Origin of the sequence: Streptomyces sp. NPDC005775 (genome assembly GCF_042871565.1) — a bacterium.
Lineage (GTDB): Bacteria > Actinomycetota > Actinomycetes > Streptomycetales > Streptomycetaceae > Streptomyces.
Genome location: NZ_JBIAIU010000010.1, coordinates 321129 through 344217, shown reverse-complemented (window position 1 = coordinate 344217; position 23089 = coordinate 321129). Strand labels below are relative to the sequence as shown.

Below are 23089 nucleotides of genomic sequence, written 5' to 3'. Positions count from 1 at the left end.
AATGCTGATCCCCCGTAGGGTCAAGCACCGCAAGCAGCACCACCCGAAGCGCAGCGGCATGTCCAAGGGTGGCACGCAGGTTGCGTTCGGCGAGTACGGCATCCAGGCGCTGACCCCGGCGTACGTGACGAACCGTCAGATCGAGTCCGCTCGTATCGCGATGACCCGTCACATCAAGCGTGGCGGCAAGGTCTGGATCAACATCTACCCGGACCGTCCCCTGACGAAGAAGCCTGCCGAGACCCGCATGGGTTCCGGTAAGGGTTCCCCCGAGTGGTGGATCGCGAACGTCAAGCCGGGTCGGGTGATGTTCGAGCTGTCCTACCCGAACGAGAAGATTGCTCGTGAGGCGCTCACCCGCGCTGCTCACAAGCTTCCGATGAAGTGCCGGATTGTTCGGCGCGAGGCAGGTGAGTCGTGATGTCGGCCGGTACCAAGACGTCCGAGCTGCGCGAGCTGGGCAACGAGGAGCTCCTCAACAAGCTCCGCGAGGCCAAGGAAGAGCTGTTCAACCTCCGCTTCCAGGCGGCGACCGGACAGCTCGAGAACCACGGCCGGCTCAAGTCCGTCCGTAAGGACATCGCCCGGATCTACACCCTGATGCGCGAGCGCGAGCTCGGCATCGAGACGGTGGAGAGCGTCTGATGAGCGAGAAGACTGTGACTGAGACGAACACTGACCGCGGTTTCCGTAAGACCCGTGAGGGTCTGGTCGTCAGCGACAAGATGGACAAGACCGTCGTCGTCGCTGTCGAGGACCGCGTCAAGCACGCGCTGTACGGCAAGGTCATCCGCCGTACGAACAAGCTCAAGGCTCACGACGAGCAGAACGCCGCCGGCGTCGGCGACCGTGTCATCCTCATGGAGACCCGGCCGCTGTCCGCCACGAAGCGGTGGCGCGTCGTCGAGATCCTCGAGAAGGCCAAGTAATTCCTGAGGGGCATTCCCCTCAGGCAGGTTCCGCCAGGCTCGGCGGGGGTTCGCTCCGGTAACGGAGCGGCCCCCGTCGGGAACCGGCAGACGATCAGGAGATAGACGTGATCCAGCAGGAGTCGCGACTGCGTGTCGCCGACAACACGGGTGCGAAGGAAATTCTCACCATCCGTGTTCTCGGTGGCTCGGGTCGCCGCTACGCGGGCATCGGTGACGTCATCGTCGCCACCGTCAAGGACGCGATCCCCGGTGGCAACGTGAAGAAGGGTGACGTCGTCAAGGCCGTCATCGTTCGCACCGTCAAGGAGCGTCGTCGTCAGGATGGCTCGTACATCCGCTTCGACGAGAACGCCGCCGTCATTCTGAAGAACGACGGTGACCCCCGCGGCACCCGTATCTTCGGCCCGGTGGGCCGTGAGCTGCGCGAGAAGAAGTTCATGAAGATCATCTCGCTCGCGCCGGAGGTGCTGTAAGCATGAAGATCAAGAAGGGCGACCTGGTTCAGGTCATCACCGGTAAGGACAAGGGCAAGCAGGGCAAGGTCATCGTTGCCTACCCTGCTCAGGACCGCGTCCTCGTCGAGGGTGTCAACCGGGTCAAGAAGCACACGAAGGCCGGTCAGACCGCTCGCGGTTCGCAGACCGGTGGCATTGTGACGACCGAGGCCCCCGTCCACGTCAGCAACGTGCAGCTGGTTGTTGAGAAGGACGGCAACAAGGTCGTTACTCGCGTCGGCTACCGCTTTGACGACGAGGGCAACAAGATCCGCGTTGCCAAGCGCACCGGTGAGGACATCTGATGACTACCACCACTGCGCCGCGTCTCAAGACGCGCTACCGCGAGGAAATCGCCGGCAAGCTGCGTGAGGAGTTCTCCTACGAGAACGTCATGCAGATTCCCGGTCTGGTCAAGATCGTGGTCAACATGGGTGTGGGCGACGCCGCCCGCGACTCCAAGCTGATCGATGGGGCCGTGCGCGACCTCACCACGATCACCGGTCAGAAGCCGGCCGTCACCAAGGCCCGCAAGTCGATCGCGCAGTTCAAGCTGCGCGAGGGGCAGCCGATCGGCTGCCACGTCACCCTCCGTGGTGACCGCATGTGGGAGTTCCTGGACCGTACGCTGTCGCTCGCGCTGCCGCGTATCCGTGACTTCCGTGGCCTGTCGCCGAAGCAGTTCGACGGCCGTGGCAACTACACCTTCGGTCTCACGGAGCAGGTCATGTTCCACGAGATCGACCAGGACAAGATCGACCGGGTCCGGGGCATGGACATCACCGTGGTCACCACGGCGACCAATGACGACGAGGGTCGTGCCCTCCTTCGTCACCTCGGCTTCCCGTTCAAGGAGAACTGACCGTGGCGAAGAAGTCCCTGATCGCTAAGGCCGCCCGTAAGCCGAAGTTCGGCGTCCGCGGGTACACCCGCTGCCAGCGCTGCGGCCGGCCCCACTCCGTCTACCGCAAGTTCGGCCTGTGCCGCGTGTGCCTTCGTGAGATGGCTCACCGTGGCGAGCTGCCGGGCGTGACCAAGAGCTCCTGGTAACTCTCCTTCGCCCTTTGGGCGTTGGGATTACCCGGAGACTCTCGGTAAGTATCTGGTCGGCAGGAACCCGCCCGCACATGCCGTAGGCTTGTGTGGTTGGGCGCCTGCCGCCCAAGACCGACTTACTACGCCGTAGGTCCCCGCACCGCACCCGTCCCACCACTGAGTGGGGAGAGGGATGGCGCATACAGGAAACCCCGGCGAGAGAGGCCGAAGGCCAACTCATGACCATGACTGATCCCATCGCAGACATGCTCACGCGTCTGCGTAACGCGAACTCGGCGTATCACGACGACGTCAAGATGCCGCACAGCAAGATCAAGTCGCACATCGCGGAGATCCTCCAGCAGGAGGGCTTCATCACCGGCTGGAAGGTCGAGGACGCCGAGGTCGGCAAGACCCTCGTGCTCGACCTGAAGTTCGGTCCGAACCGCGAGCGTTCGATCGCCGGCATCAAGCGTATTTCGAAGCCGGGTCTGCGTGTATACGCAAAGTCCACCAATCTGCCGAAGGTTCTCGGCGGCCTGGGCGTGGCGATCATCTCCACGTCCCACGGTCTCCTGACCGGCCAGCAGGCCAGCAAGAAGGGCGTAGGTGGGGAAGTCCTCGCCTACGTCTGGTAGTCGGGAACGGAGGAAAAGCTCATGTCGCGAATCGGCAAGCTCCCCATCCAGGTTCCCGCCGGTGTGGACGTCACCATCGATGGCCGTACGGTCGCGGTGAAGGGGCCCAAGGGCTCCCTCTCGCACACCGTTGCCGCGCCGATCGAGGTCACCAAGGGTGAGGACGGCGTTCTGAACGTCATCCGCCCGAACGACGAGCGTCAGAACAAGGCCCTTCACGGCCTGTCCCGCACGCTGGTGGCGAACATGATCACCGGCGTGACCACGGGATACATCAAGGCGCTCGAGATCAGCGGTGTCGGTTACCGAGTCCAGGCGAAGGGCTCCAATCTGGAGTTCGCCCTGGGCTACAGCCACCCGATCCTCATCGAGGCCCCCGAAGGCATCACCTTCAAGGTCGAGTCGCCCACGAAGTTCAGCGTCGAGGGCATCGACAAGCAGAAGGTCGGCGAGGTTTCGGCGAAGATCCGCAAGCTGCGGAAGCCTGACCCGTACAAGGCCAAGGGCGTCAAGTACGCCGGCGAGGTTATCCGCCGCAAGGTCGGAAAGGCGGGTAAGTAAGCCATGGCATACGGTGTAAAGATTGCCAAGGGTGACGCCTACAAGCGTGCCGCCCTCAAGCGCCGCCACATCCGCGTGCGGAAGCACATCTCGGGTTCGCCCGAGCGTCCGCGCCTGGTTGTGACGCGTTCGAACCGTCACATGGTCGCTCAGGTCATCGACGACATCGCGGGCCACACGCTCGCGTCGGCGTCGACGCTTGACGCTTCCATCCGCGGTGGCGAGGGTGACAAGAGTGCCCTCGCCAAGCAGGTCGGGGCCCTGGTCGCCGAGCGCGCCAAGGCCGCAGGCGTCGAGGCCGTCGTGTTTGACCGCGGTGGTAACCAGTACGCCGGGCGGATTGCCGCTCTGGCTGACGCCGCCCGTGAAGCCGGGCTGAAGTTCTAAGCCCCGGTTCCTACGCACAGCGGACGTAACAGAGAGAGGTAATTCCAATGGCTGGACCCCAGCGCCGCGGAAGCGGTGCCGGTGGCGGCGAGCGGCGGGACCGGAAGGGCCGTGACGGTGGCCCCAGCGCCGCCGAGAAGACCGCGTACGTCGAGCGAGTCGTCGCGATCAACCGCGTCGCCAAGGTCGTAAAGGGTGGTCGCCGCTTCAGCTTCACCGCGCTCGTCGTGGTGGGCGATGGCGACGGCAGCGTCGGTGTCGGATACGGCAAGGCCAAGGAAGTTCCCGCGGCCATCGCCAAGGGCGTTGAAGAGGCCAAGAAGAACTTCTTCAAGGTTCCGCGTATCCAGGGCACGATCCCTCACCCGATCCAGGGCGAGAAGGCTGCGGGCGTCGTTCTGCTCAAGCCTGCTTCCCCCGGTACCGGTGTGATCGCGGGTGGCCCGGTGCGCGCCGTTCTGGAGTGCGCCGGCGTTCACGACATCCTGTCGAAGTCGCTCGGGTCTTCGAACCCGATCAACATCGTGCACGCGACCGTGGCGGCCCTCCAGGGCCTGCAGCGTCCCGAGGAGATCGCGGCCCGCCGCGGTCTGCCCCTCGAGGACGTCGCCCCCGCGGCTCTGCTTCGTGCTCGTGCGGGAGCGGGTGCGTAATGGCCCGTCTCAAGATCACGCAGACGAAGTCGTACATCGGCAGCAAGCAGAACCACCGCGACACCCTGCGTTCGCTCGGGCTCAAGCGCCTGCACGACGTGGTTGTCAAGGAGGACCGCCCCGAGTTCCGCGGAATGGCTAACACCGTCCGCCACCTCGTGACGGTTGAGGAGGTCGACTGACATGGCGGAGAACAAGCCGCTGAAGGCGCATGACCTCCGGCCTGCCCCGGGTGCCAAGACCGCCAAGACCCGTGTGGGCCGTGGTGAGGCGTCCAAGGGTAAGACCGCTGGTCGTGGTACCAAGGGCACGAAGGCCCGTTACCAGGTTCCGGAGCGCTTCGAGGGTGGCCAGATGCCCCTCCACATGCGTCTCCCGAAGCTCAAGGGCTTCAAGAACCCGTTCCGCACGGAGTACCAGGTCGTGAACCTGGACAAGCTCGCGACGCTCTACCCCGAGGGTGGAGAGGTCACGGTGGCCGATCTGGTCGCCAAGGGCGCTGTGCGCAACAACCACCTCGTCAAGGTCCTCGGACAGGGCGAGATCTCCGTGGCACTGCAGGTTTCGGTTGACGCCGTCTCCGGCTCCGCCAAGGAGAAGATTGCCGCTGCCGGCGGCACCGTCACTGAGCTCGTCTGAGACAACTCGGACCAATCGGTGGCCTGAACATCCAACCGGGGATGCCTCTCATATGGGGCATCCCCGGTTGGTCGTTCCTAGGGGGGCATGTACGCCGGTAAGGTGGCCTCCGTTGCTGTGGTAAGCCCTGGGCGCAAGCGCCTTGGGCCCTTTGGCTATTACGAATTCATCGATCCTCAAGACCGTCACCTCTACGCATTGCGCGGGGGTCGCAGGAGGCACCGTGCTCACCGCGTTCGCCCGGGCGTTCAAGACGCCCGACCTGCGCAAGAAGCTGTTCTTCACGCTCGGCATCATCGTGCTCTACCGGCTCGGGGCACACATCCCGGTCCCGGGAGTGAGCTACGAGAACGTCCAGACCTGTGTTGATCAGGCAAGTAAGGGCAACAACAGCCTCTTCGGCCTGGTGAACATGTTCAGCGGTGGTGCACTGCTGCAGATCACGATCTTCGCGCTCGGCATCATGCCGTACATCACGGCCAGCATCATTCTTCAGCTGCTGACCGTGGTGATTCCCCGACTCGAGGCGCTCAAGAAGGAGGGGTCGTCCGGGCAGACCAAGATCACGCAGTACACGCGTTATCTGACGGTCGCGCTCGCGATCCTGCAGGGCACCGGTCTGGTGGCCACCGCACGCAGCGGTGCGCTCTTCAGCGGCTGTCCGGTCGCCGACCAGATCGTCCCGAACCAGTCGATGTTCACGACGGTCGTCATGGTCGTCACCATGACCGCCGGTACCTGCGCCGTCATGTGGCTCGGTGAGCTCATCACCGACCGCGGCATCGGCAACGGCATGTCGATCCTGATGTTCATCTCGATCGCCGCCAGCTTCCCCGGCGCGATCTGGGCCATCAAGACGAGCGGCAAGCTCGCGGACGGCTGGATCGAGTTCGCCACCGTCATCCTGATCGGCTTCGTGATGGTCGGCCTCGTCGTCTTCGTCGAGCAGGCCCAGCGCCGCATCCCGGTGCAGTACGCGAAGCGCATGATCGGACGCCGGTCCTACGGCGGTACGTCCACGTACATCCCGCTGAAGGTGAACCAGGCGGGTGTGATCCCCGTCATCTTCGCTTCTTCGCTGCTCTACATCCCGGCCCTGATCGTCCAGTTCTCCAACTCCACCGCGGGCTGGGCCACCTGGATCCAGGACCACTTCGTCAAGGGCGACCACCCGTACTACATCGCGACGTACTTCCTGTTGATCGTGTTCTTCGCCTTCTTCTACGTGGCGATCTCGTTCAACCCCGAGGAAGTCGCCGACAACATGAAGAAGTATGGTGGCTTCATCCCGGGTATCCGGGCAGGTCGACCTACTGCCGAGTACCTGAGCTACGTGCTCAACAGGATCACTTGGCCGGGCTCGCTGTATCTGGGTCTGATCGCTCTTGTGCCGACGATGGCGTTGGCAGGCTTCGGTGGAGCCAACCAGAACTTCCCGTTCGGCGGGACGAGCATCCTCATCATCGTGGGTGTGGGTCTGGAAACCGTGAAGCAGATCGAGAGTCAGCTCCAGCAGCGCAATTACGAAGGGTTCCTCCGCTGATGCGAATCGTCCTCGTCGGCCCGCCGGGTGCCGGCAAGGGAACGCAGGCTGCGTACCTTGCCAAGAACCTGTCGATTCCGCACATCTCCACGGGCGACCTCTTCCGCGCCAACATCAGCCAGGGCACCGACCTTGGCAAGCAGGCCCGCGCCTACATGGACGCGGGGCAGCTGGTGCCGGACGAGGTCACGATCGGGATGGCCAAGGACCGCATGTCCCAGCCGGACGCGGTCAACGGCTTCCTGCTCGACGGCTTCCCGCGCAACGTGGGTCAGGCCGAGGCCCTCGATGTGATGCTCAAGGACGAGGGCGTAAAGCTGGACGCGGTGCTCGACCTCGAAGTACCCGAGGACGAGGTCGTGAAGCGGATCGCGGGCCGTCGGGTCTGCCGCAACGAGAGCGCGCACGTGTTCCACGTGACGTACAACCCGCCGAAGACCGAGGGTGTCTGCGACACCTGCGGGGGCGAGCTGTACCAGCGCGACGACGACAGCGAAGAGACGGTCCGCACCCGGCTCGAGGTCTACCACACGCAGACCGAGCCGATCATCGACTACTACAGGGCTCAGGACCTGGTGGTCACCATCTCCGCGCTCGGCAAGGTCACCGATGTGACCGAGCGGGCCATGGAGGCTCTGAGGTCCGACGAGGGCTGAGAGAGAACACCGCAGTACTTGTTGTGCAGTCGGGCGCGGGGGGCCCCGGCGCCCCCCCCCCCCCCCGGCCCCCCCCCCCCGGCGGCCCCCCCCCCCCCCCCCCCCCCCCCCCGCCCCCCCCCCCCGGGGCCCCCGCCCCGCCCCCCCCGCCCCCCCCCCCGCCGGGCCCCCCCCCCGCGGGCCCCAGGGCCCCGGGGGGGCCGGCGGGCCCGTGGGGGGGTGGGGGGCGGTCGGGGGGGTGTCCCCCCCCCCCGCGGGGTTGGGGGGGGGGGGCGCGGGGGCGCCGGGGCCCCCCGCGCCCGACTGCTTGCGCCGTATCGTTGACTACGCCGCACCCGTCACGTCCATCCAGAAAGGCGCCGCGCAATGGTGCAGATCAAGACCCCCGAGCAGATCGCGAAGATGCGTGAGGCGGGGCTGGTGGTCGCCGCCATTCACGCCGCCACCCGCGAGGCGGCGGTGCCCGGCGCCACCACGCACGACCTGGACCAGGTCGCCCGCAAGGTGATCGCCGACCACGGCGCGAAGTCGAACTTCCTCGGGTACGGCGGGTTCCCCGCGACGATCTGCACCTCGGTGAACGAGGTCGTCGTCCACGGCATCCCGGACGAGAAGACCGTCCTCAAGGACGGCGACATCATCTCCATCGACGCAGGCGCGATCATCGACGGCTGGCACGGCGACGCCGCGTACACGGCCTTCGTCGGCACCGGTCACGCTCCGGAGCTCATCGAGCTCTCCCGGGTGACCGAGGAGTCGATGTGGGCCGGCATCGCCGCGATGAAGGTGAACAACCGCCTCGTCGACATCTCGAAGGCGATCGAGTCCTACATCCGCCGCCAGCCCCGTCCGGCGACGGGCAAGTACGGGATCATCGAGGACTACGGCGGGCACGGCATCGGCACGGAGATGCACATGGACCCGCACGTGCTGAACTACGTCGCCCGCAAGCGCGGCAAGGGCATCAAGCTGGTCCCGGGCCTCTGCCTGGCGATCGAGCCGATGGTCTCCCTCGGCACGGCCCGTACCGAGGTGCTGGAGGACGAGTGGACCGTCATCACCACCGACGGCACCCGGTCCTCCCACTGGGAGCACAGCATCGCCCTCACGGAGCAGGGTCCGCTGGTTCTGACCGCTCCGGACTGCGGCCGCGAGAAGCTGGCGCAGTACGGCGTCGAGGTGGCGCCGGACCCTTTCCCAAGGTCTTAAGGACCAGGGGAGACCCCAACGGCTGATTGATGGCCACCGCGAGGTCTAAGGATCTCCCGCGGTGGGCAAACTTGACGGATTCGTCTTTTGGAGTCCGCTGACGTAGACTGACTCGTCGGCTCTCGTGCATCCGTGTGTCCGCATACGAGTGACGAGAGTCGATCAAGGTAGCCGATTCGAAAGGCGAAGCGTGGCCAAGAAGCAAGGTGCCATCGAGATTGAGGGCACCGTGATCGAGTCCCTCCCGAACGCAATGTTCAGGGTGGAGCTCCAGAACGGTCACAAGGTCCTCGCGCACATCTCCGGCAAGATGCGGATGCACTACATCCGAATCCTTCCGGACGACCGGGTCGTGGTGGAGCTCTCCCCGTACGACCTGACGCGTGGCCGGATCGTCTACCGCTACAAGTAGATCTTGCCCACATCTCGCTTCGGCGGGGTGCTGGCACTGACCCGGAGAACCTGACATCCCATGAAGGTCAAGCCGAGCGTCAAGAAGATCTGCGACAAGTGCAAGGTGATCCGCCGTCACGGTCGGGTCATGGTCATCTGCGACAACCTGCGCCACAAGCAGCGCCAGGGCTGACGCACGACCCCCTGCATCTCGCAGTACTTCGCGCGACGCACGAAAACGTACATACGCAGAACCCGTCCAAGCCACGGCTGACGACACCTCCGGCGGGGGCCGGGGACTCGGGCGTACCACCTCTCTCCGAGAGGTCGGCGGTCGGGAGTGGTTCTGTGGAAGACCCCCGAAATAACAACTGGAGCCATTGAATGGCACGCGTTTCAGGTGTTGACATCCCGCGCGAAAAGCGCGTGGAGGTTGCCCTCACCTACGTCTTCGGTATCGGGCGCACCCGGTCCAAGGAGATCCTCGCCGCCGCCGGCGTGAACCCCAACACCCGCGTTCGTGACCTGGCCGAAGAGGACCTGGTCAAGATCCGCGAGTACGTGGACGCCAACCTCCGCACCGAGGGTGACCTTCGCCGCGAGATCCAGGGCGACATCCGCCGCAAGATCGAGATCGGCTGCTACCAGGGCATCCGTCACCGTCGCGGTCTGCCGGTCCACGGCCAGCGCACCAGCACGAACGCTCGTACCCGCAAGGGCCCGCGTCGCGCGATCGCCGGTAAGAAGAAGCCGGGCAAGAAGTAGTCCTCAGCGGACGCACTGCGAGCGTCCGGTTCGCCGGACAACCGCGGTATCCAGCGGTCTTCGCTGTAGGACCGATCACCTCCCCTCTCCATCTGGAGTCAAGACATGCCCCCCAAGGGTCGTCAGGGCGCAGCCAAGAAGGTGCGTCGCAAGGAAAAGAAGAACGTCGCTCACGGGCACGCCCACATCAAGAGCACGTTCAACAACACCATCGTCTCGATCACGGACCCCTCGGGCAACGTGATCTCCTGGGCCTCCGCCGGCCACGTCGGCTTCAAGGGCTCGCGCAAGTCCACCCCCTTCGCCGCACAGATGGCCGCCGAGTCGGCCGCCCGTCGCGCGCAGGAGCACGGCATGCGCAAGGTTGACGTCTTCGTCAAGGGTCCGGGCTCCGGCCGCGAGACCGCGATCCGCTCCCTGCAGGCCACGGGCCTGGAGGTCGGTTCGATCCAGGACGTCACCCCGACGCCGCACAACGGCTGCCGTCCGCCGAAGCGTCGCCGCGTCTGATCCGGTGCGGCCGGTGACGGCCGCGCACGGGCAGTAGCGTTTTGGGGTGCGGGCGGTATGTCCCTGTAGGGGCCTGCCGCCCGTATCCTTGTTTCATCTGTCGGGCGTCAAATAGTGGGCGCCCACGACTGAAGGATTCACACATGCTTATCGCTCAGCGTCCGTCGCTGACCGAAGAGGTCGTTGACGAGTTCCGCTCGCGGTTCGTCATCGAGCCGCTGGAGCCGGGCTTCGGCTACACGCTCGGCAACTCCCTGCGTCGCACGCTCCTCTCCTCGATCCCGGGTGCCGCTGTCACCAGCATCCGCATCGACGGTGTCCTGCACGAGTTCACCACCGTGCCGGGCGTCAAGGAGGACGTGACCGACCTCATCCTCAACATCAAGCAGCTGGTCGTCTCCTCGGAGCACGACGAGCCGGTCGTGATGTACCTGCGCAAGCAGGGCCCCGGCCTGGTCACCGCTGCCGACATCGCCCCGCCGGCCGGTGTCGAGGTCCACAACCCGGACCTCGTCCTGGCCACGCTGAACGGCAAGGGCAAGCTGGAGATGGAGCTGACCGTCGAGCGCGGTCGCGGCTACGTCTCCGCCGTCCAGAACAAGCAGGTGGGCCAGGAGATCGGCCGTATTCCGGTCGACTCCATCTACTCGCCGGTGCTCAAGGTCACGTACAAGGTCGAGGCGACCCGTGTCGAGCAGCGCACCGACTTCGACAAGCTGATCGTCGACGTCGAGACCAAGCAGGCCATGCGTCCCCGTGACGCCATGGCGTCGGCCGGTAAGACCCTGGTCGAGCTGTTCGGTCTGGCGCGCGAGCTCAACATCGACGCCGAGGGCATCGACATGGGCCCCTCGCCGACGGACGCCGCGCTCGCCGCGGATCTGGCGCTGCCGATCGAGGAGCTGGAGCTCACGGTCCGCTCGTACAACTGCCTCAAGCGCGAGGGCATCCACTCGGTGGGCGAGCTCGTGGCCCGCTCCGAGGCGGACCTGCTCGACATCCGCAACTTCGGTGCGAAGTCGATCGACGAGGTCAAGGCGAAGCTGGCCGGTATGGGCCTGGCGCTGAAGGACTCGCCTCCCGGCTTCGACCCGACCGCCGCGGCCGACGCGTTCGGTGCGGATGACGACGCGGATGCCGGTTTCGTGGAGACCGAGCAGTACTGAGTCGCCTCCGGCCGGGGTGCCTGTCCCTGACGGGCGCCCCGGACCGGGCGAGGACTGTGTCCTCAATCGCCGGACGGGCTCGGTTTACGGGCTGCGGCTCGATGCCGAGTGCGTGCGGCGGATCAAGACTTCCGTGTGGCGACCGCCGCGCGGGAACTGACACCGGTACCTGATACGGCCGGTGCAGCACACAAGGAGAAAACCATGCCTCAGCCCGCCAAGGGTGCCCGTCTGGGCGGCAGCGCTGCGCACGAGAAGCTTCTTCTCAACAACCTCGCGAAGTCGCTGTTCGAGCACGGCCGCATCACCACGACCGAGGCCAAGGCCCGCCGCCTGCGTCCGGTCGCCGAGCGTTTCATCACCAAGGCGAAGAAGGGCGACATCCACAACCGTCGCCTGGTGCTGCAGTCGATCACGGACAAGGGCATCGTGCACACGCTCTTCACCGAGATCGCGCCGCGGTACGAGAACCGCCCCGGTGGTTACACCCGCATCACCAAGATCGGCAACCGTCGTGGCGACAACGCCCCGATGGCCGTCATCGAGCTGGTCGAGGCCCTGACCGTGGCGCAGGCTGCCACCGGTGAGGCCGAGGCCGCCACGAAGCGTGCGGTCAAGGAAGACGCCCTCAAGAAGGACGAGACCCCGGTCGAGTCCGTCGAGGACGCCAAGCCGGCCGAGGCCGACGAGGAGTCGAAGGACGCCTGAGCGTTCTGAGACGACTGGGACGGGCCCGCATCACCCTTCGGGGCGGTGCGGGCCCGTTTCGCTGTGTACGGATCTTGAGAGGATCGCTGGTGTGAGTGACGTGGTGGAGCCCGGATTCGTACGGGTGCGGCTGGACCTGGCCTATGACGGCAAGGACTTCTCGGGCTGGGCGAAGCAGACCGGCCGGCGGACCGTCCAGGGGGAGATCGAGGACGCGCTGCGGACCGTGACCCGCTCCCCGCGTACCTACGACCTGACCGTGGCCGGGCGCACCGATGCCGGCGTGCACGCCCGGGGACAGGTCGCGCACGTGGATCTGCCGGCCGAGGTGTGGGCCGAACACGATTCGATGCTGCTGCGGCGGATGGCCGGCCGGATGGCGCTCGATGTGCGGATCAGGCGGATCGAGGAGGCGGCGGCCGGGTTCAACGCCCGTTTCTCCGCCCTGTGGCGCCGGTACGCGTACCGGATCTCGGACAGGCCCGGCGGGGTCGATCCGCTGGTGCGCGGTCATGTGCTGTGGCACGACCGGCCGTTGGACCTCGATGCGATGAACGCGGCGGCGGCGCGCATGACGGGGGAGCACGACTTCGCCGCGTACTGCAAGAAGCGCGAGGGTGCGACGACCATCAGGACGCTGCAGAAGCTGAGTTGGGTACGTGACGAGGCGTCCGGGATCATCACCGGCACCGTGCAGGCGGACGCCTTCTGCCACAACATGGTGCGGGCGCTCGTGGGGGCGATGCTGTTCGTCGGCGACGGGCGTCGCCCGGCCCCGTGGCCGGCCGAGGTGCTCGCGGCCGGGGTGCGCGATCCCGGGGTGCACGTGGTGCGGCCGCACGGGCTGACGTTGGAGGAAGTGGCTTACCCCGCCGATGAGTTGCTCGCCGCCAGGGCGGTGGAGGCGCGTAACGTGCGGACGCTTCCGGGAGCCGGCTGCTGCTGACCGCCGGTCAGGACGCGTCACGTCTTCGGCGGCGCAGCGCGGTCGTGAGGGAGCCCGCCAGGTACAGCGCCGCGCCGCTCAGCAGCGAGGAGCGGAACCAGCCGATGCGCGGGCTCCACCAGGCGAAGACCGCCGCCACGCCGACGGCCACGAGCGCGGCGGTACGGGTCAGCCACCAGCGGGTCGTCCGCGGGGTGCCCTCGTCGGGTGCGGGCGGATGGCTGCCGGTGCTCGTCGTCATGGTGTCGCGCATCCCCGCCAGGATGGAGCGGCGGGCCTGCACCCGGGCGCCGGGGATGTCGCCGAGGATCTCGGTGTCCCCGCCGAAGCCGGGCGGGACGGGCGGCAGCCCGAGGGCGGTCACCAGATCGGCCTGGTGGCGGACCGGGTCGCCGGTACCGCGCAGGATGTGGGCCAGCGGGCGAGGGTCCGCCACCCGGTACAGCCGCGCGAGGTCCCCGGCGGTGTCCTGCACGTCGGCGTGGTCGGGGGCGGCGGACTCGGCGTCCCAGGTGTGCGAGGCGATGTGCCGACCCTGGTGGAGAGCGGTCACGGTGCAGCGCTCGGGGGTGCGGTGCAGCACCAGGGCGGGCCAGCCCTCCCCGGTGGTGAACGTCTCCGCCGCCGCGGTCAGTGGCTCCCGGGGGAGCAGCGCCGCGCGTCGGCCGCGGCTGGCCTCGGGGACCACCTCGACATAGCTGTAGCCCTCGCCCGCCGGGGCCGTACGCAGCGAGAAGCCGCAGATCAGCGCCGCCTGGGCGACGGCGGCCGGGGGCGCGGGGACGATCGCGACCGCGCGCGGGGTGAGGGCCGCCCAGTCGGGGGCGACGGCGGGCGGCTCGGGCGGGCGCGCGAAGAACGGGATCTCCGCGGCCAGGTCGAGCCGGACGTCGGACCGGGCTTCGAGGAACTCGGTACGGGGGTCGCCGAGGCGGTTCCACGGGTACTCGGTGGCGTGGACGCCGATGGCCCGGAACACGCCGAGGGCCTCGGCGGGCCGGTCCGACAGGATGAGGAGCAGGGCCAGTTCGTTGCGGAATCCGGCCGCCTCCCGGTCGCCCGCCCCGTCGTAGGTGTCGGAGAGGCCGAGCGCCCTGGTGATGGCCGCGTCGACCTTGGGTCCGTACGGGTCGGGGCCCTCGGGCTCGTCGGCCTCGGACAAGCGGTACTCCAGCGCCGCCTGGAGCGGCAGTGCGTGCAGCCTGGAGCCGGGCGGGGCCGAGGCCGCCACCCGCTCCGCGTACCGGAACATCTCCTCGTGCGAGCCGTACCACTTGGCGCACAGGTACTGCAGCGCCTGCGCGTGGCAGCCGAAGTGGTGCGGGTCGCGGGCCTCGGCCTCGGCGAGGTACGCGTCGAAGACCTCGCGCGGAGCCTGCGTGCCGCGGGCGTGGGTGAGCGCGATGCGCCAGGGGACCGGGTCGCCGGGATTGAGTTCGGCCGCGGCCCCGATCACGGGCACCGCGTCCTCCAGCAGCGCGAAGAACGCCTGGAACTGGTCCCGTTCGACGTCCTTCGCGCGGGCGCCCGTCCGCACCTTCCAGGCCTGGTGGAGGTGGAAGTCGGCGACGACGAGAAGGGCGTCGGGGTCGTCGGGGGACTCCGCCACCCAGGCGTCCAGCCAGCCGTCGTGGTGCAGCGCGGTCCGGGCCAGCCGGCTCACGTACGCGTCCCGGCGGTCCCACTGGGCGTGGACCCGCGTCGAGGCGAGGAGCTCCCGCGCGGGGGCGTGGTCGCCGGCCGTCGCCGCGGTGAGGGCGGCGCGGAGCGGGGCGTCCGGCGGGTCCAGGACGACGGCCTCGTCGGGTGCCAGGTCGACGCCGATGGCATCACGGTGGCGGAGGATGCGCAGGAAGGAGACCAGGAAGACGGGACGCACAGCAGCGGTCCTCCGCATCCGGGAGAGGTGACTGGGCCGAAGGACGTGCGGCGGGTCAGGTCGTGGGGGCGGTGGCGGCCGCCGACGCCTGGACGTCGCCGCGGTGGCGGATCTGGCGGAAGGTGAAGTCCGTCAGGTCGTCGCCGACGGCGAACACGTTCTTGTCGCCCTTGGTGACGTTCTTGCCGCTGGTGAAGCCGCCCACCGTGAAGTAGGCGTACCGGCCGTAGGAGTTGGCGGTGCGCCGGCAGACGGCGCCGCCGCGGCAGAACGTCGGCACGCCCGATCCGCTCAGCGAGGCCAGGCCTCCGCTGGCCTGCTGGGCGGCCCTCTTGGCCTGGGCCTCCGTCTCGAAGACCGCGAGGCCGATGGTCACGGCCACGCCGCTGCGGCTGTATGTGGCCCGCAGGACCTGGTCGCAGCCGTTGTTCGTGAGGATCGTGCCCAGCGCGCCCTGGGTGGTGGCGGCGCACTGCGTGGTGCGGTGCGTCGCCCCCTTGGAGTAGACGCGGTCACCCATCGTCAGCTTCTTGCCGGGGAAGAAGGCGTCCACGGTGACGGGTGCCCGGTCCTTCTTCACGTCGGATATGTAGTCCTTCGGGTTCGGCGGCGGTGCCGGGGCCACCGACGAGAACGACGGCTCCGGCAGTGCCGTCTCGCTGGGCAGATCGGTCGCCGACGGCAGCTCGCTCGCGTTCTTCCCGGAGGCGCCGCCGGGTTCGTCCTTGTTGGTCGAGATGACCGCGGTCGCCACGATCGCGGCGACCGCGGCGGTGGCCAGCGCGCCTCCGCCGATCATCAGCCACTTCTTGCGCCTGGCGCGTTTCGCCGATGCCTCGGCCAGTGCCGCCCAGTCCGGTGTACCAGTGCCCCCGGGCCCCCAGGAGGGCCCCCCTTGCCCAAAGCTCATGCCGCGAATCCTAGGCCCTCGGTAATCCGGTTGGGCCAGGGCTTCGCGGCCCGTGACAATGCTGTGCATGGGACATCTTGAAGCAGGCCATCTCGAGTACTACCTACCGGACGGGCGGGTGCTGCTCGGCGATGCTTCGTTCCGTGTGGCGGACGGGGCCGTGGTCGCCCTCGTCGGGGCGAACGGCGCCGGGAAGACGACCCTGCTGCGCCTGCTCGCCGGGGAGCTCCAGCCGCACGGCGGTTCGGTCTCGGTGAGCGGCGGGCTCGGCGTGATGCAGCAGTTCGTCGGCTCGGTGCGCGACGAGCGCACGGTGCGGGACCTGCTGGTGTCCGTCGCCCAGCCCCGGATCCGCGAGGCCGCGCGGGAGGTCGACCGGGCCGAGGAACTGATCCTCACCACCGACGACGAGGCCGCGCAGATGACGTACGCGCAGGCACTGAGCGACTGGGCGGAGGCGCGCGGGTACGAGGCCGAGACGGTCTGGGACATGTGCACCATGGCCGCGCTCGGCGTCCCGTACGAGAAGGCGCAGTGGCGCGAGGTGCGCACGCTGTCCGGCGGTGAGCAGAAGCGGCTGGTCCTGGAGGCGTTGCTGCGCGGGCCCGACGAGGTGCTGCTGCTCGACGAGCCGGACAACTATCTCGACGTCCCCGGCAAGCGCTGGCTGGAGGAGAAGCTGAGGGAGACCCGTAAGACGGTCCTCTTCGTCTCCCACGACCGGGAGCTGCTCTCCCGCGCCGCCGAGAAGATCGTCAGCGTGGAGCCCAGCCCGGCCGGCAGCGACGTCTGGGTGCACGGCGGCGGCTTCGCCACGTACCACCAGGCCCGCAAGGAGAGGTTCGCGCGCTTCGAGGAGCTGCTGCGCCGCTGGGAGGAGGAGCACGCCCGGCTGAAGGCGCTCGTCCTGCGGATGCGGCAGCAGGCGGCGAACAGCCCCGACATGGCGAACCGCTACCACGCGATGCAGACCCGCTTCAAGAAGTTCGAGGACGCCGGGCCGCCGCCGGAGCCGCCGCGCGAGCAGGACATCAAGATGCGGCTGCGCGGCGGCCGGACCGGGGTGCGGGCGGTGACCTGCAAGAACCTGGAGCTGACCGGCCTGATGAAGCCGTTCGACCTGGAGATCTTCTACGGGGAACGGGTCGCCGTCCTCGGCTCCAACGGGTCGGGCAAGTCCCACTTCCTGCGGCTGCTGGCGGGCGAGCCGGTGGCGCACACCGGGGAGTGGAAGCTCGGGGCGAGGGTGGTGCCCGGACACTTCGCGCAGACCCACGCCCATCCCGAGCTGCTCGGCAAGACGCTCGTCGAGATCCTGTGGACGGAGCAGGCCAAGGACCGGGGCGGCGCCATGTCCGTACTGCGGCGGTACGAGCTGGAGCGGCAGGGGGACCAGCCGTTCGAGAAGCTGTCCGGCGGGCAGCAGGCCCGCTTCCAGATCCTGCTCCTGGAACTCGCCGGCACGACCGCGCTGCTGCTCGACGAGCCGACCGACAACCTGGACCTGGAGTCGGCGGAAGCGCTTCAGGACGGGCTGGAGGTGTACGACGGGACGGTGATGGCCGTCACGCACGACCGGTGGTTCGCGAAGTCCTTCGACCGCTATCTGGTCTTCGGCTCGGACGGGGTCGTCCGGGAGACGACGGAGCCGGTGTGGGACGAGCGGCGGGTGTCACGAGCGCGGTAGCGCCTCCCCGGGGCGGCGGGGTTCCGTCCTCAATCGCCGGACGGGCTTGGTGGTGCGGGTGCTCCGCGGGGTGCGCTTCTGTCCGGTGGGTGGGGGTGGGGTCCCTCCGGGCAGACTCCTCAAAAATGGCGTGTGCGCCCGACGACGAACAGGTACCCGGGTCGTACGCCATTTTCTGCGGGGACTGCCCTGCACGCCCCCACCCGGTCGCTCCTGCGTCTGCACGCCGGTGGGACGATGGGTGCAGACTCACGGCGGGCGGGTTCGGGGGCGTGCAGGGGAGTCCCCGCAGGACGACGAACAGATACCCGGGTCGGCTGCGGACCCGCCGAACGTTCGTCGTCTGAGGAGACGCCCCGGAGGGGCCCCGGACCCCCACCCACAAACCCAGCCCGTCCGGCGCTTGAGGACGGAACCCAGCACCGAGGAACCCTCAGCCCCCGGACCGGGGCGACCCGTTTTGACCCGTCCGGGCCGCGGCGGGTACTCTCAGGGATTGTTATACGTATTGGCTTCGTCGTTCTCACGCGAAGGGCCCTTACGTAGGTTCTCTGGAGCAGTTACCAGTGGCTCGCATACGGGCAGCGTCCCCGGCATTGTGAGCCCCAGCTGCATTCGCTTCAGAGGTGCCGTGTGTCTGGACCCCATCCACTGAAGAAGCGAAGGCTACAAGGTGCGCACGTACAGCCCCAAGCCCGGCGATGTCACTCGCCAGTGGCACATCATCGACGCCGAGGACATCGTCCTGGGCCGTCTGGCCACCACGGCTGCGAACCTCCTCCGAGGCAAGCACAAGGCGATCTACGCCCCCCACATGGACATGGGCGACTTCGTCATCATCATCAACGCCGACAAGGTTCACCTGTCCGGCAACAAGAAGACCCAGAAGATGGCGTACCGTCACTCCGGCTTCCCGGGTGGTCTCCGCTCCGTTCGTTACGACGAGCTGCTCGCGAAGAACCCCGAGAAGGCCGTCGAGAAGGCCATCAAGGGCATGATCCCCAAGAACACCCTGGGCCGTCAGATGATCTCGAAGCTGAAGGTCTACGCGGGCGACCAGCACCCGCACGCTGCGCAGCAGCCGGTCCCGTACGAGATCACCCAGGTCGCGCAGTAGTTCCGGCCTCCCCCCAAAGACGTAAAGAAAGATCTGAGGAGAATCGTGGCCGAGACCACTGCAGAGACGCCCGTCGAGGGCACCGAGGTCACCGAGGGCGAAGAGACCTTCGCCGAGGTGACCACCTTCGAGTCGGAGGTCCCCGTCGAGGGTGAGTACACCTCCGAGTCGCTCGCGGGCCGCTTCGGCGACCCGCAGCCGGCGGCCGGCCTTGGCCGTCGCAAGAACGCCATCGCCCGCGTCCGGATCGTTCCGGGCACCGGCAAGTGGAAGATCAACGGTCGCACCCTTGAGGACTACTTCCCCAACAAGGTGCACCAGCAGGAAGTCAACGAGCCCTTCAAGATTCTCGAGCTCGACGGTCGCTACGACGTCGTGGCCCGCATCTCGGGTGGCGGTGTCTCCGGTCAGGCCGGTGCCCTGCGCCTCGGTGTGGCCCGCTCGCTGAACGAGGCGGACGTGGACAACAACCGCGCCACGCTGAAGAAGGCCGGCTTCCTCTCCCGCGACGACCGTGCGGTCGAGCGCAAGAAGGCCGGTCTCAAGAAGGCCCGTAAGGCCCCGCAGTACAGCAAGCGCTAAACCGCCTGCTCAACCGCGTTACACGTTCGCCCCGGCGGCACTCTTCGTGCTGCCGGGGCGTTCGTTTATTGAGCACGTCGGGCATATAACGGCATAAGGCGTTCATAGGCTTGATGCGCGTGTTGCTTACTTAGTCTGATTTTTTGCGTTTCGGAGCACCTTCGGAGGACACCAGTGGGACGACTCTTCGGCACGGACGGCGTGCGCGGTGTCGCGAATGCGGACCTGACGGCCGAGCTCGCGCTCGGTCTCTCGGTCGCGGCGGCACACGTACTGGCCGAGGCAGGCACCTTCGAGGGCCATCGGGCGACGGCCGTGGTGGGCCGCGACCCCCGCGCCTCCGGAGAGTTCCTGGAGGCGGCCGTGGTGGCCGGCCTCGCCAGCGCGGGCGTCGACGTCCTGCGCGTCGGCGTGCTGCCGACCCCGGCCGTGGCCTACCTGACCGGTGCCCTGGGTGCCGACATCGGCGTGATGCTCTCCGCCAGCCACAACGCCATGCCGGACAACGGTGTCAAGTTCTTCGCCCGCGGGGGCCACAAGCTCGCCGACGAGCTGGAGGACCGCATCGAGACGGTCTACGAGCAGCACCGCACCGGCGAGCCGTGGGCCCGCCCCACCGGTGCCGGAGTGGGCCGCGTCAGCGACTACGCCGAGGGCTTCGACCGTTACGTCGCCCACCTCATCGGAGTGCTCCCGAACCGCCTCGACGGTCTGAAGGTCGTCCTGGACGAGGCGCACGGCGCCGCCGCCCACGTCTCTCCGGAGGCGTTCGCCCGGGCCGGCGCGGAGGTCGTCACGATCGGCGCCGAGCCGGACGGCCTGAACATCAACGACGGCTGCGGCTCCACGCACCTGTCGCTGCTGCGCGCCGCCGTCGTCGAGCACGGGGCCGACCTCGGCATCGCGCACGACGGTGACGCCGACCGCTGCCTGGCCGTGGACGCGGCGGGCGAGGAGATCGACGGCGACCAGATCCTGGCCGTGCTGGCGCTCGCCATGCGCGAGGCCGGGCAGCTTCGCAAGGACACCGTGGTCGGCACCGTGATGTCGAACCTGGGCTTCAAGATCGCCATGGAGCGCGAGGGCATCCAGCTCGTCCAGACGGGCGTGGGCGACCGCTACGTCCTGGAGTCGATGAAGGCCGAGGGCTACGCGCTGGGCGGCGAGCAGTCCGGGCACGTCATCGTGCTGGACCACGCCACGACCGGCGACGGCACGCTGACCGGCCTGATGCTGGCGGCCCGCGTCGCCGCCACGGGCCGCTCGCTCGCCGAGCTGGCCGGTGTGATGGAGCGCCTGCCGCAGGTGCTCGTCAACGTCCCGGACGTCGACAAGTCCCGCGTGAACACCTCCCCGGAGCTGGCCGCGGCCGTGGCCGAGGCCGAGCGCGAGCTGGGTGCCACCGGCCGGGTGCTGCTGCGCCAGTCGGGTACGGAGCCGCTGGTACGGGTCATGGTCGAGGCGGCCGACATCGAGCAGGCGCGCGCGGTGGCCGGACGGCTGGCCGACGTGGTGAAGTCCGCGCTGGGTTAGCCGTGGGGTGGGCGGGTGCGCGCGTCGCCGCGCCCACCCGCCCACCGTCACCCGTCGGCGGTACGCGGCGTGGGGCGCCCGCCCCGCGGTCGCGCTACGCGTCCGCCGCCGCCGACGGCTGCGCGTGGGCCCGCTGACGGCGGAGGGCCGTCCGCCACAGCGCCTTCTGCGCCAGTAGCGTCAGCGTCCCCGCGAGCACGATCCCGCCGAGGTTCGCCAGCAACTGCTGGAGGGACCCGGTCATCTGGCCGTAGTCCCGGTAACTGAACGCCACCGCCGCGTTGGCCGCGGCCGGCACGGTCGTCACCGAGATCGCGACGCCGATGAGCGCCCCGGATTTCGCCGAGGTGAGCGAGAGCGTCCCGGCGACGCCCGCCAGCAGCGCCACCACGAACGACATCCAGTCCGGCTGCCAGACGAACGCCGTGTTCGGCCGGGGCGCCTCGATCATCGCGGCGTCGAACAGCCCGAGGGCGTTCAGCAGCCAGGCGAACCCGGCCGTCAGCACCATGGCCGCGGCGAAACCGCCGACCAGGGCCCACAGCGACCGCGTCACCAGACGCGGGGCGCGCTGCACCAGGGCCGTGGAGATCCCGGCCAGCGGCCCGAACTCCGGGCCCACCGCCATCGCGCCCACGATCAGGATCGCGTTGTCGAGCATCACACCGCAGGCGGCGAGCATCGTCGCGACCGCGAGGAACGACACGTAGGTGACGCTGAACGTCGAGTCCTCGTGGGTGACGTCCGTCAGCTCTTCCCACAGCACGGCGTCCGCGCCCTCGCCCGGCGCCTCCTCCTCGGCCCGGTCGGCGCGGGCGGAGAGCGTCAGGTCCATGTTCTCGACGGTGATCGCCCCGTACTCGTCGACCCCCAGCCGCCGCAGCTCCGCGATCAGCTCGTCGCCGGCCTCGCGCGCCACGTCGCACAGCACCACGTCGCCGACCGGGTCGCGGGCGACCCCCGGCAATACCGCGAGGTGGGCGGTGCCGACGGTCCGCTCCAGCAGGCCCGTCACCTCGTCCGTACGGTCGGCGGGGACGAGCAGGCGCAGATGCAGCACGGTGCAACCCTTCCGGAGTCAGAGCTTGCGCAGGGACAGCCGCTGGACCTTGTGGTCGGGGCCCTTGCGCAGCACGAGGGTGGCACGGCCGCGGGTCGGCGCCACGTTCTCCACCAGATTGGGCTTGTTGATGGTCCGCCACATCGTCGCCGCGTAGTCCATCGCCTCCGCCTCGGAGACCTGCGTGTACTTGCGGAAGTACGAGGACGGGTCCTGGAACGCCGTGGCGCGCAGCTTGCGGAAGCGGTTGAGGTACCAGGTCTCGATGTCCTCGGGCCGCGCGTCCACGTACACACTGAAGTCGAAGTAGTCCGCGAGCCCGACCCGGGTGCGGCCGTCCTTGCCGGGCAGCGCGGGTTGGAGGACGTTCAGCCCCTCGACGATGAGGATGTCCGGACGCCGTACGGTGAGCCGCTCGTCCGGCACGATGTCGTAGATCAGGTGCGAGTAGACGGGGGCCGTCACCTCGTCCTTGCCCGCCTTGATGTCGGCGACGAAGCGGGTCAGGGCGCGTCGGTCGTACGACTCCGGGAAGCCCTTGCGCGACATCAGGCCCCGCGCGTGCAGCTCCTTCATCGGCAGCAGGAATCCGTCCGTGGTCACCAGCTCCACCCGCGGGTGCTCCGGCCAGCGGGCCAGCAGCGCCTGGAGGATTCGGGCGCTGGTGGACTTGCCCACCGCGACACTGCCCGCGACCCCTATGACGAACGGGGTTCCGCGCTGTGCCCCGTGCCCGTTTCCCGCGTCCCCGAGGAAGGTGTTCAGGGCGCCGCGCAGCCCGGAGGTGGCCTGGACGTACAGATTGAGGAGGCGGGAGAGCGGCAAGTAGACGTCCCGCACCTCGTCGAGGTCGATGACGTCCCCGAGCCCGCGCAGCCGCTCCACCTCGTCGGCGGTCAGCGGTAGCGGCGTCTTGTCGCGCAGCGCGCTCCACTCCGCCCGGGAGAGGTCGACGTACGGCGTCGCGGCGGGCTCGGCGCGTCGGTTCGTGCTCCGTGTGGGCGAGGTGATCACGGGTTCATTGTTGCGGGAGTTCGACGGGAGTTCGAACGGAGCGGGGGGTGGGCTCGGTCACGTGGCGGACGG

At 68.3% G+C, this 23089-nt stretch carries 31 protein-coding genes; 27 read left to right on the top strand and 4 right to left on the bottom strand.

All coding sequences use genetic code 11. The annotated features are described in order from the left end of the window. Position 1 precedes the first annotated feature (1 nt). From rplP to truA, 23 genes are all read left to right on the top strand, one after another. Entirely contained in the window at positions 2-421 is a 420-nt protein-coding gene (gene rplP, locus ACFYPA_RS24225) for a 50S ribosomal protein L16 (RefSeq protein ID WP_003966953.1), read from the top strand. After that, positions 421-645, top strand: coding sequence for a 50S ribosomal protein L29 (gene rpmC / locus ACFYPA_RS24220; RefSeq protein WP_024494976.1), 225 nt, complete (start codon positions 421-423; stop codon positions 643-645). The genes rplP and rpmC overlap by 1 nt, the downstream gene beginning before the upstream one ends. Next, complete coding sequence (rpsQ, locus tag ACFYPA_RS24215; RefSeq protein ID WP_024494977.1) at positions 645-929, top strand: 30S ribosomal protein S17; 285 nt, start codon at positions 645-647, stop codon at positions 927-929. Before rpmC ends, rpsQ begins: the two co-directional genes overlap by 1 nt. A 107-nt stretch (positions 930-1036) precedes the next feature. After that, positions 1037-1405, top strand: coding sequence for a 50S ribosomal protein L14 (gene rplN / locus ACFYPA_RS24210; RefSeq protein ID WP_003966950.1), 369 nt, complete (start codon positions 1037-1039; stop codon positions 1403-1405). Positions 1406-1407: 2 nt separating this feature from the next. After that, the gene (gene rplX / locus ACFYPA_RS24205; RefSeq protein ID WP_018550616.1) at positions 1408-1731 is read left to right on the top strand and encodes a 50S ribosomal protein L24; all 324 of its coding nucleotides are present in this window, start codon (positions 1408-1410) and stop codon (positions 1729-1731) included. Continuing rightward, entirely contained in the window at positions 1731-2288 is a 558-nt protein-coding gene (gene rplE, locus ACFYPA_RS24200) for a 50S ribosomal protein L5 (RefSeq protein ID WP_018550615.1), read from the top strand. Before rplX ends, rplE begins: the two co-directional genes overlap by 1 nt. Positions 2289-2290: 2 nt before the next feature. Then, positions 2291-2476 (top strand): type Z 30S ribosomal protein S14, encoded by a 186-nt coding sequence (locus ACFYPA_RS24195; protein WP_024491590.1) that lies wholly within the window; start codon positions 2291-2293, stop codon positions 2474-2476. A gap of 224 nt (positions 2477-2700) precedes the next feature. Then, positions 2701-3099 (top strand): 30S ribosomal protein S8, encoded by a 399-nt coding sequence (rpsH, locus tag ACFYPA_RS24190; RefSeq protein WP_219569008.1) that lies wholly within the window; start codon positions 2701-2703, stop codon positions 3097-3099. A gap of 21 nt (positions 3100-3120) precedes the next feature. Continuing rightward, positions 3121-3660 (top strand): 50S ribosomal protein L6, encoded by a 540-nt coding sequence (rplF, locus tag ACFYPA_RS24185; protein WP_359078351.1) that lies wholly within the window; start codon positions 3121-3123, stop codon positions 3658-3660. 3 nt (positions 3661-3663) lie between these two features. Beyond that, complete coding sequence (gene rplR / locus ACFYPA_RS24180; protein WP_219569007.1) at positions 3664-4047, top strand: 50S ribosomal protein L18; 384 nt, start codon at positions 3664-3666, stop codon at positions 4045-4047. A gap of 47 nt (positions 4048-4094) precedes the next feature. Beyond that, on the top strand, positions 4095-4700 hold the full coding sequence (gene rpsE, locus ACFYPA_RS24175; RefSeq protein WP_359078354.1) for a 30S ribosomal protein S5: 606 nt from the start codon (positions 4095-4097) through the stop codon (positions 4698-4700). After that, a complete protein-coding gene (gene rpmD / locus ACFYPA_RS24170) occupies positions 4700-4882 on the top strand; it encodes a 50S ribosomal protein L30 (RefSeq protein WP_024491595.1) in 183 nt (60 codons plus the stop codon). Before rpsE ends, rpmD begins: the two co-directional genes overlap by 1 nt. 1 nt (position 4883) lies before the next feature. Next, the gene (rplO, locus tag ACFYPA_RS24165) at positions 4884-5339 is read left to right on the top strand and encodes a 50S ribosomal protein L15 (protein ID WP_018550610.1); all 456 of its coding nucleotides are present in this window, start codon (positions 4884-4886) and stop codon (positions 5337-5339) included. Between the two features lie 223 nt (positions 5340-5562). Beyond that, positions 5563-6882 carry a preprotein translocase subunit SecY gene (gene secY, locus ACFYPA_RS24160; protein WP_359078357.1) on the top strand — a complete coding sequence of 440 codons (1320 nt, stop codon included), beginning with the start codon at positions 5563-5565 and terminating at the stop codon, positions 6880-6882. Beyond that, positions 6882-7538, top strand: coding sequence for an adenylate kinase (locus ACFYPA_RS24155; protein WP_389134115.1), 657 nt, complete (start codon positions 6882-6884; stop codon positions 7536-7538). Before secY ends, ACFYPA_RS24155 begins: the two co-directional genes overlap by 1 nt. Positions 7539-7904: 366 nt before the next feature. Further along, complete coding sequence (gene map, locus ACFYPA_RS24150; RefSeq protein WP_359078361.1) at positions 7905-8747, top strand: type I methionyl aminopeptidase; 843 nt, start codon at positions 7905-7907, stop codon at positions 8745-8747. 190 nt (positions 8748-8937) lie between these two features. Further along, a complete protein-coding gene (infA, locus tag ACFYPA_RS24145; protein ID WP_014047798.1) occupies positions 8938-9159 on the top strand; it encodes a translation initiation factor IF-1 in 222 nt (73 codons plus the stop codon). Between the two features lie 60 nt (positions 9160-9219). Continuing rightward, on the top strand, positions 9220-9333 hold the full coding sequence (gene rpmJ, locus ACFYPA_RS24140) for a 50S ribosomal protein L36 (protein ID WP_003956441.1): 114 nt from the start codon (positions 9220-9222) through the stop codon (positions 9331-9333). Positions 9334-9524: 191 nt separating this feature from the next. After that, positions 9525-9905, top strand: coding sequence for a 30S ribosomal protein S13 (rpsM, locus tag ACFYPA_RS24135; RefSeq protein WP_014154579.1), 381 nt, complete (start codon positions 9525-9527; stop codon positions 9903-9905). A gap of 105 nt (positions 9906-10010) precedes the next feature. Next, on the top strand, positions 10011-10415 hold the full coding sequence (gene rpsK / locus ACFYPA_RS24130) for a 30S ribosomal protein S11 (protein WP_003956432.1): 405 nt from the start codon (positions 10011-10013) through the stop codon (positions 10413-10415). Between the two features lie 143 nt (positions 10416-10558). After that, on the top strand, positions 10559-11581 hold the full coding sequence (locus ACFYPA_RS24125) for a DNA-directed RNA polymerase subunit alpha (protein ID WP_003966937.1): 1023 nt from the start codon (positions 10559-10561) through the stop codon (positions 11579-11581). A gap of 204 nt (positions 11582-11785) precedes the next feature. Next, positions 11786-12289 (top strand): 50S ribosomal protein L17, encoded by a 504-nt coding sequence (gene rplQ, locus ACFYPA_RS24120; RefSeq protein WP_136328425.1) that lies wholly within the window; start codon positions 11786-11788, stop codon positions 12287-12289. 91 nt (positions 12290-12380) lie between these two features. After that, positions 12381-13235 (top strand): tRNA pseudouridine(38-40) synthase TruA, encoded by an 855-nt coding sequence (truA, locus tag ACFYPA_RS24115; protein ID WP_389134111.1) that lies wholly within the window; start codon positions 12381-12383, stop codon positions 13233-13235. A gap of 7 nt (positions 13236-13242) precedes the next feature. Here truA and ACFYPA_RS24110 read toward each other — a convergent pair whose 3' ends face one another. Then, positions 13243-15114, bottom strand: a complete 1872-nt coding sequence (locus tag ACFYPA_RS24110) for a hypothetical protein (protein ID WP_389134108.1) — start codon at positions 15112-15114, stop codon at positions 13243-13245. A 55-nt stretch (positions 15115-15169) separates the two neighbouring features. Beyond that, positions 15170-16024 carry a hypothetical protein gene (locus ACFYPA_RS24105; RefSeq protein ID WP_359078368.1) on the bottom strand — a complete coding sequence of 285 codons (855 nt, stop codon included), beginning with the start codon at positions 16022-16024 and terminating at the stop codon, positions 15170-15172. Positions 16025-16091: 67 nt separating this feature from the next. Here ACFYPA_RS24105 and ACFYPA_RS24100 point away from each other — a divergent pair, with 67 nt between their 5' ends. The 4 genes from ACFYPA_RS24100 to glmM all read left to right on the top strand — a co-directional run bounded on the left by ACFYPA_RS24100 (position 16092) and on the right by glmM (position 20943). Continuing rightward, on the top strand, positions 16092-17711 hold the full coding sequence (locus tag ACFYPA_RS24100; protein WP_359078370.1) for an ATP-binding cassette domain-containing protein: 1620 nt from the start codon (positions 16092-16094) through the stop codon (positions 17709-17711). Between the two features lie 673 nt (positions 17712-18384). Continuing rightward, positions 18385-18828 (top strand): 50S ribosomal protein L13, encoded by a 444-nt coding sequence (gene rplM / locus ACFYPA_RS24095; protein ID WP_266781688.1) that lies wholly within the window; start codon positions 18385-18387, stop codon positions 18826-18828. A gap of 45 nt (positions 18829-18873) precedes the next feature. Then, the gene (gene rpsI, locus ACFYPA_RS24090; protein WP_359078373.1) at positions 18874-19410 is read left to right on the top strand and encodes a 30S ribosomal protein S9; all 537 of its coding nucleotides are present in this window, start codon (positions 18874-18876) and stop codon (positions 19408-19410) included. 174 nt (positions 19411-19584) lie between these two features. Then, entirely contained in the window at positions 19585-20943 is a 1359-nt protein-coding gene (glmM, locus tag ACFYPA_RS24085) for a phosphoglucosamine mutase (RefSeq protein WP_359078376.1), read from the top strand. Positions 20944-21037: 94 nt separating this feature from the next. Here glmM and ACFYPA_RS24080 read toward each other — a convergent pair whose 3' ends face one another. Then, positions 21038-22003: a DUF389 domain-containing protein gene (locus ACFYPA_RS24080; RefSeq protein WP_359078377.1), complete on the bottom strand. Its 966-nt coding sequence runs from the start codon at positions 22001-22003 to the stop codon at positions 21038-21040. A gap of 18 nt (positions 22004-22021) precedes the next feature. After that, positions 22022-23017: a type I pantothenate kinase gene (gene coaA / locus ACFYPA_RS24075; protein WP_359078380.1), complete on the bottom strand. Its 996-nt coding sequence runs from the start codon at positions 23015-23017 to the stop codon at positions 22022-22024. Positions 23018-23089 lie beyond the last annotated feature (72 nt).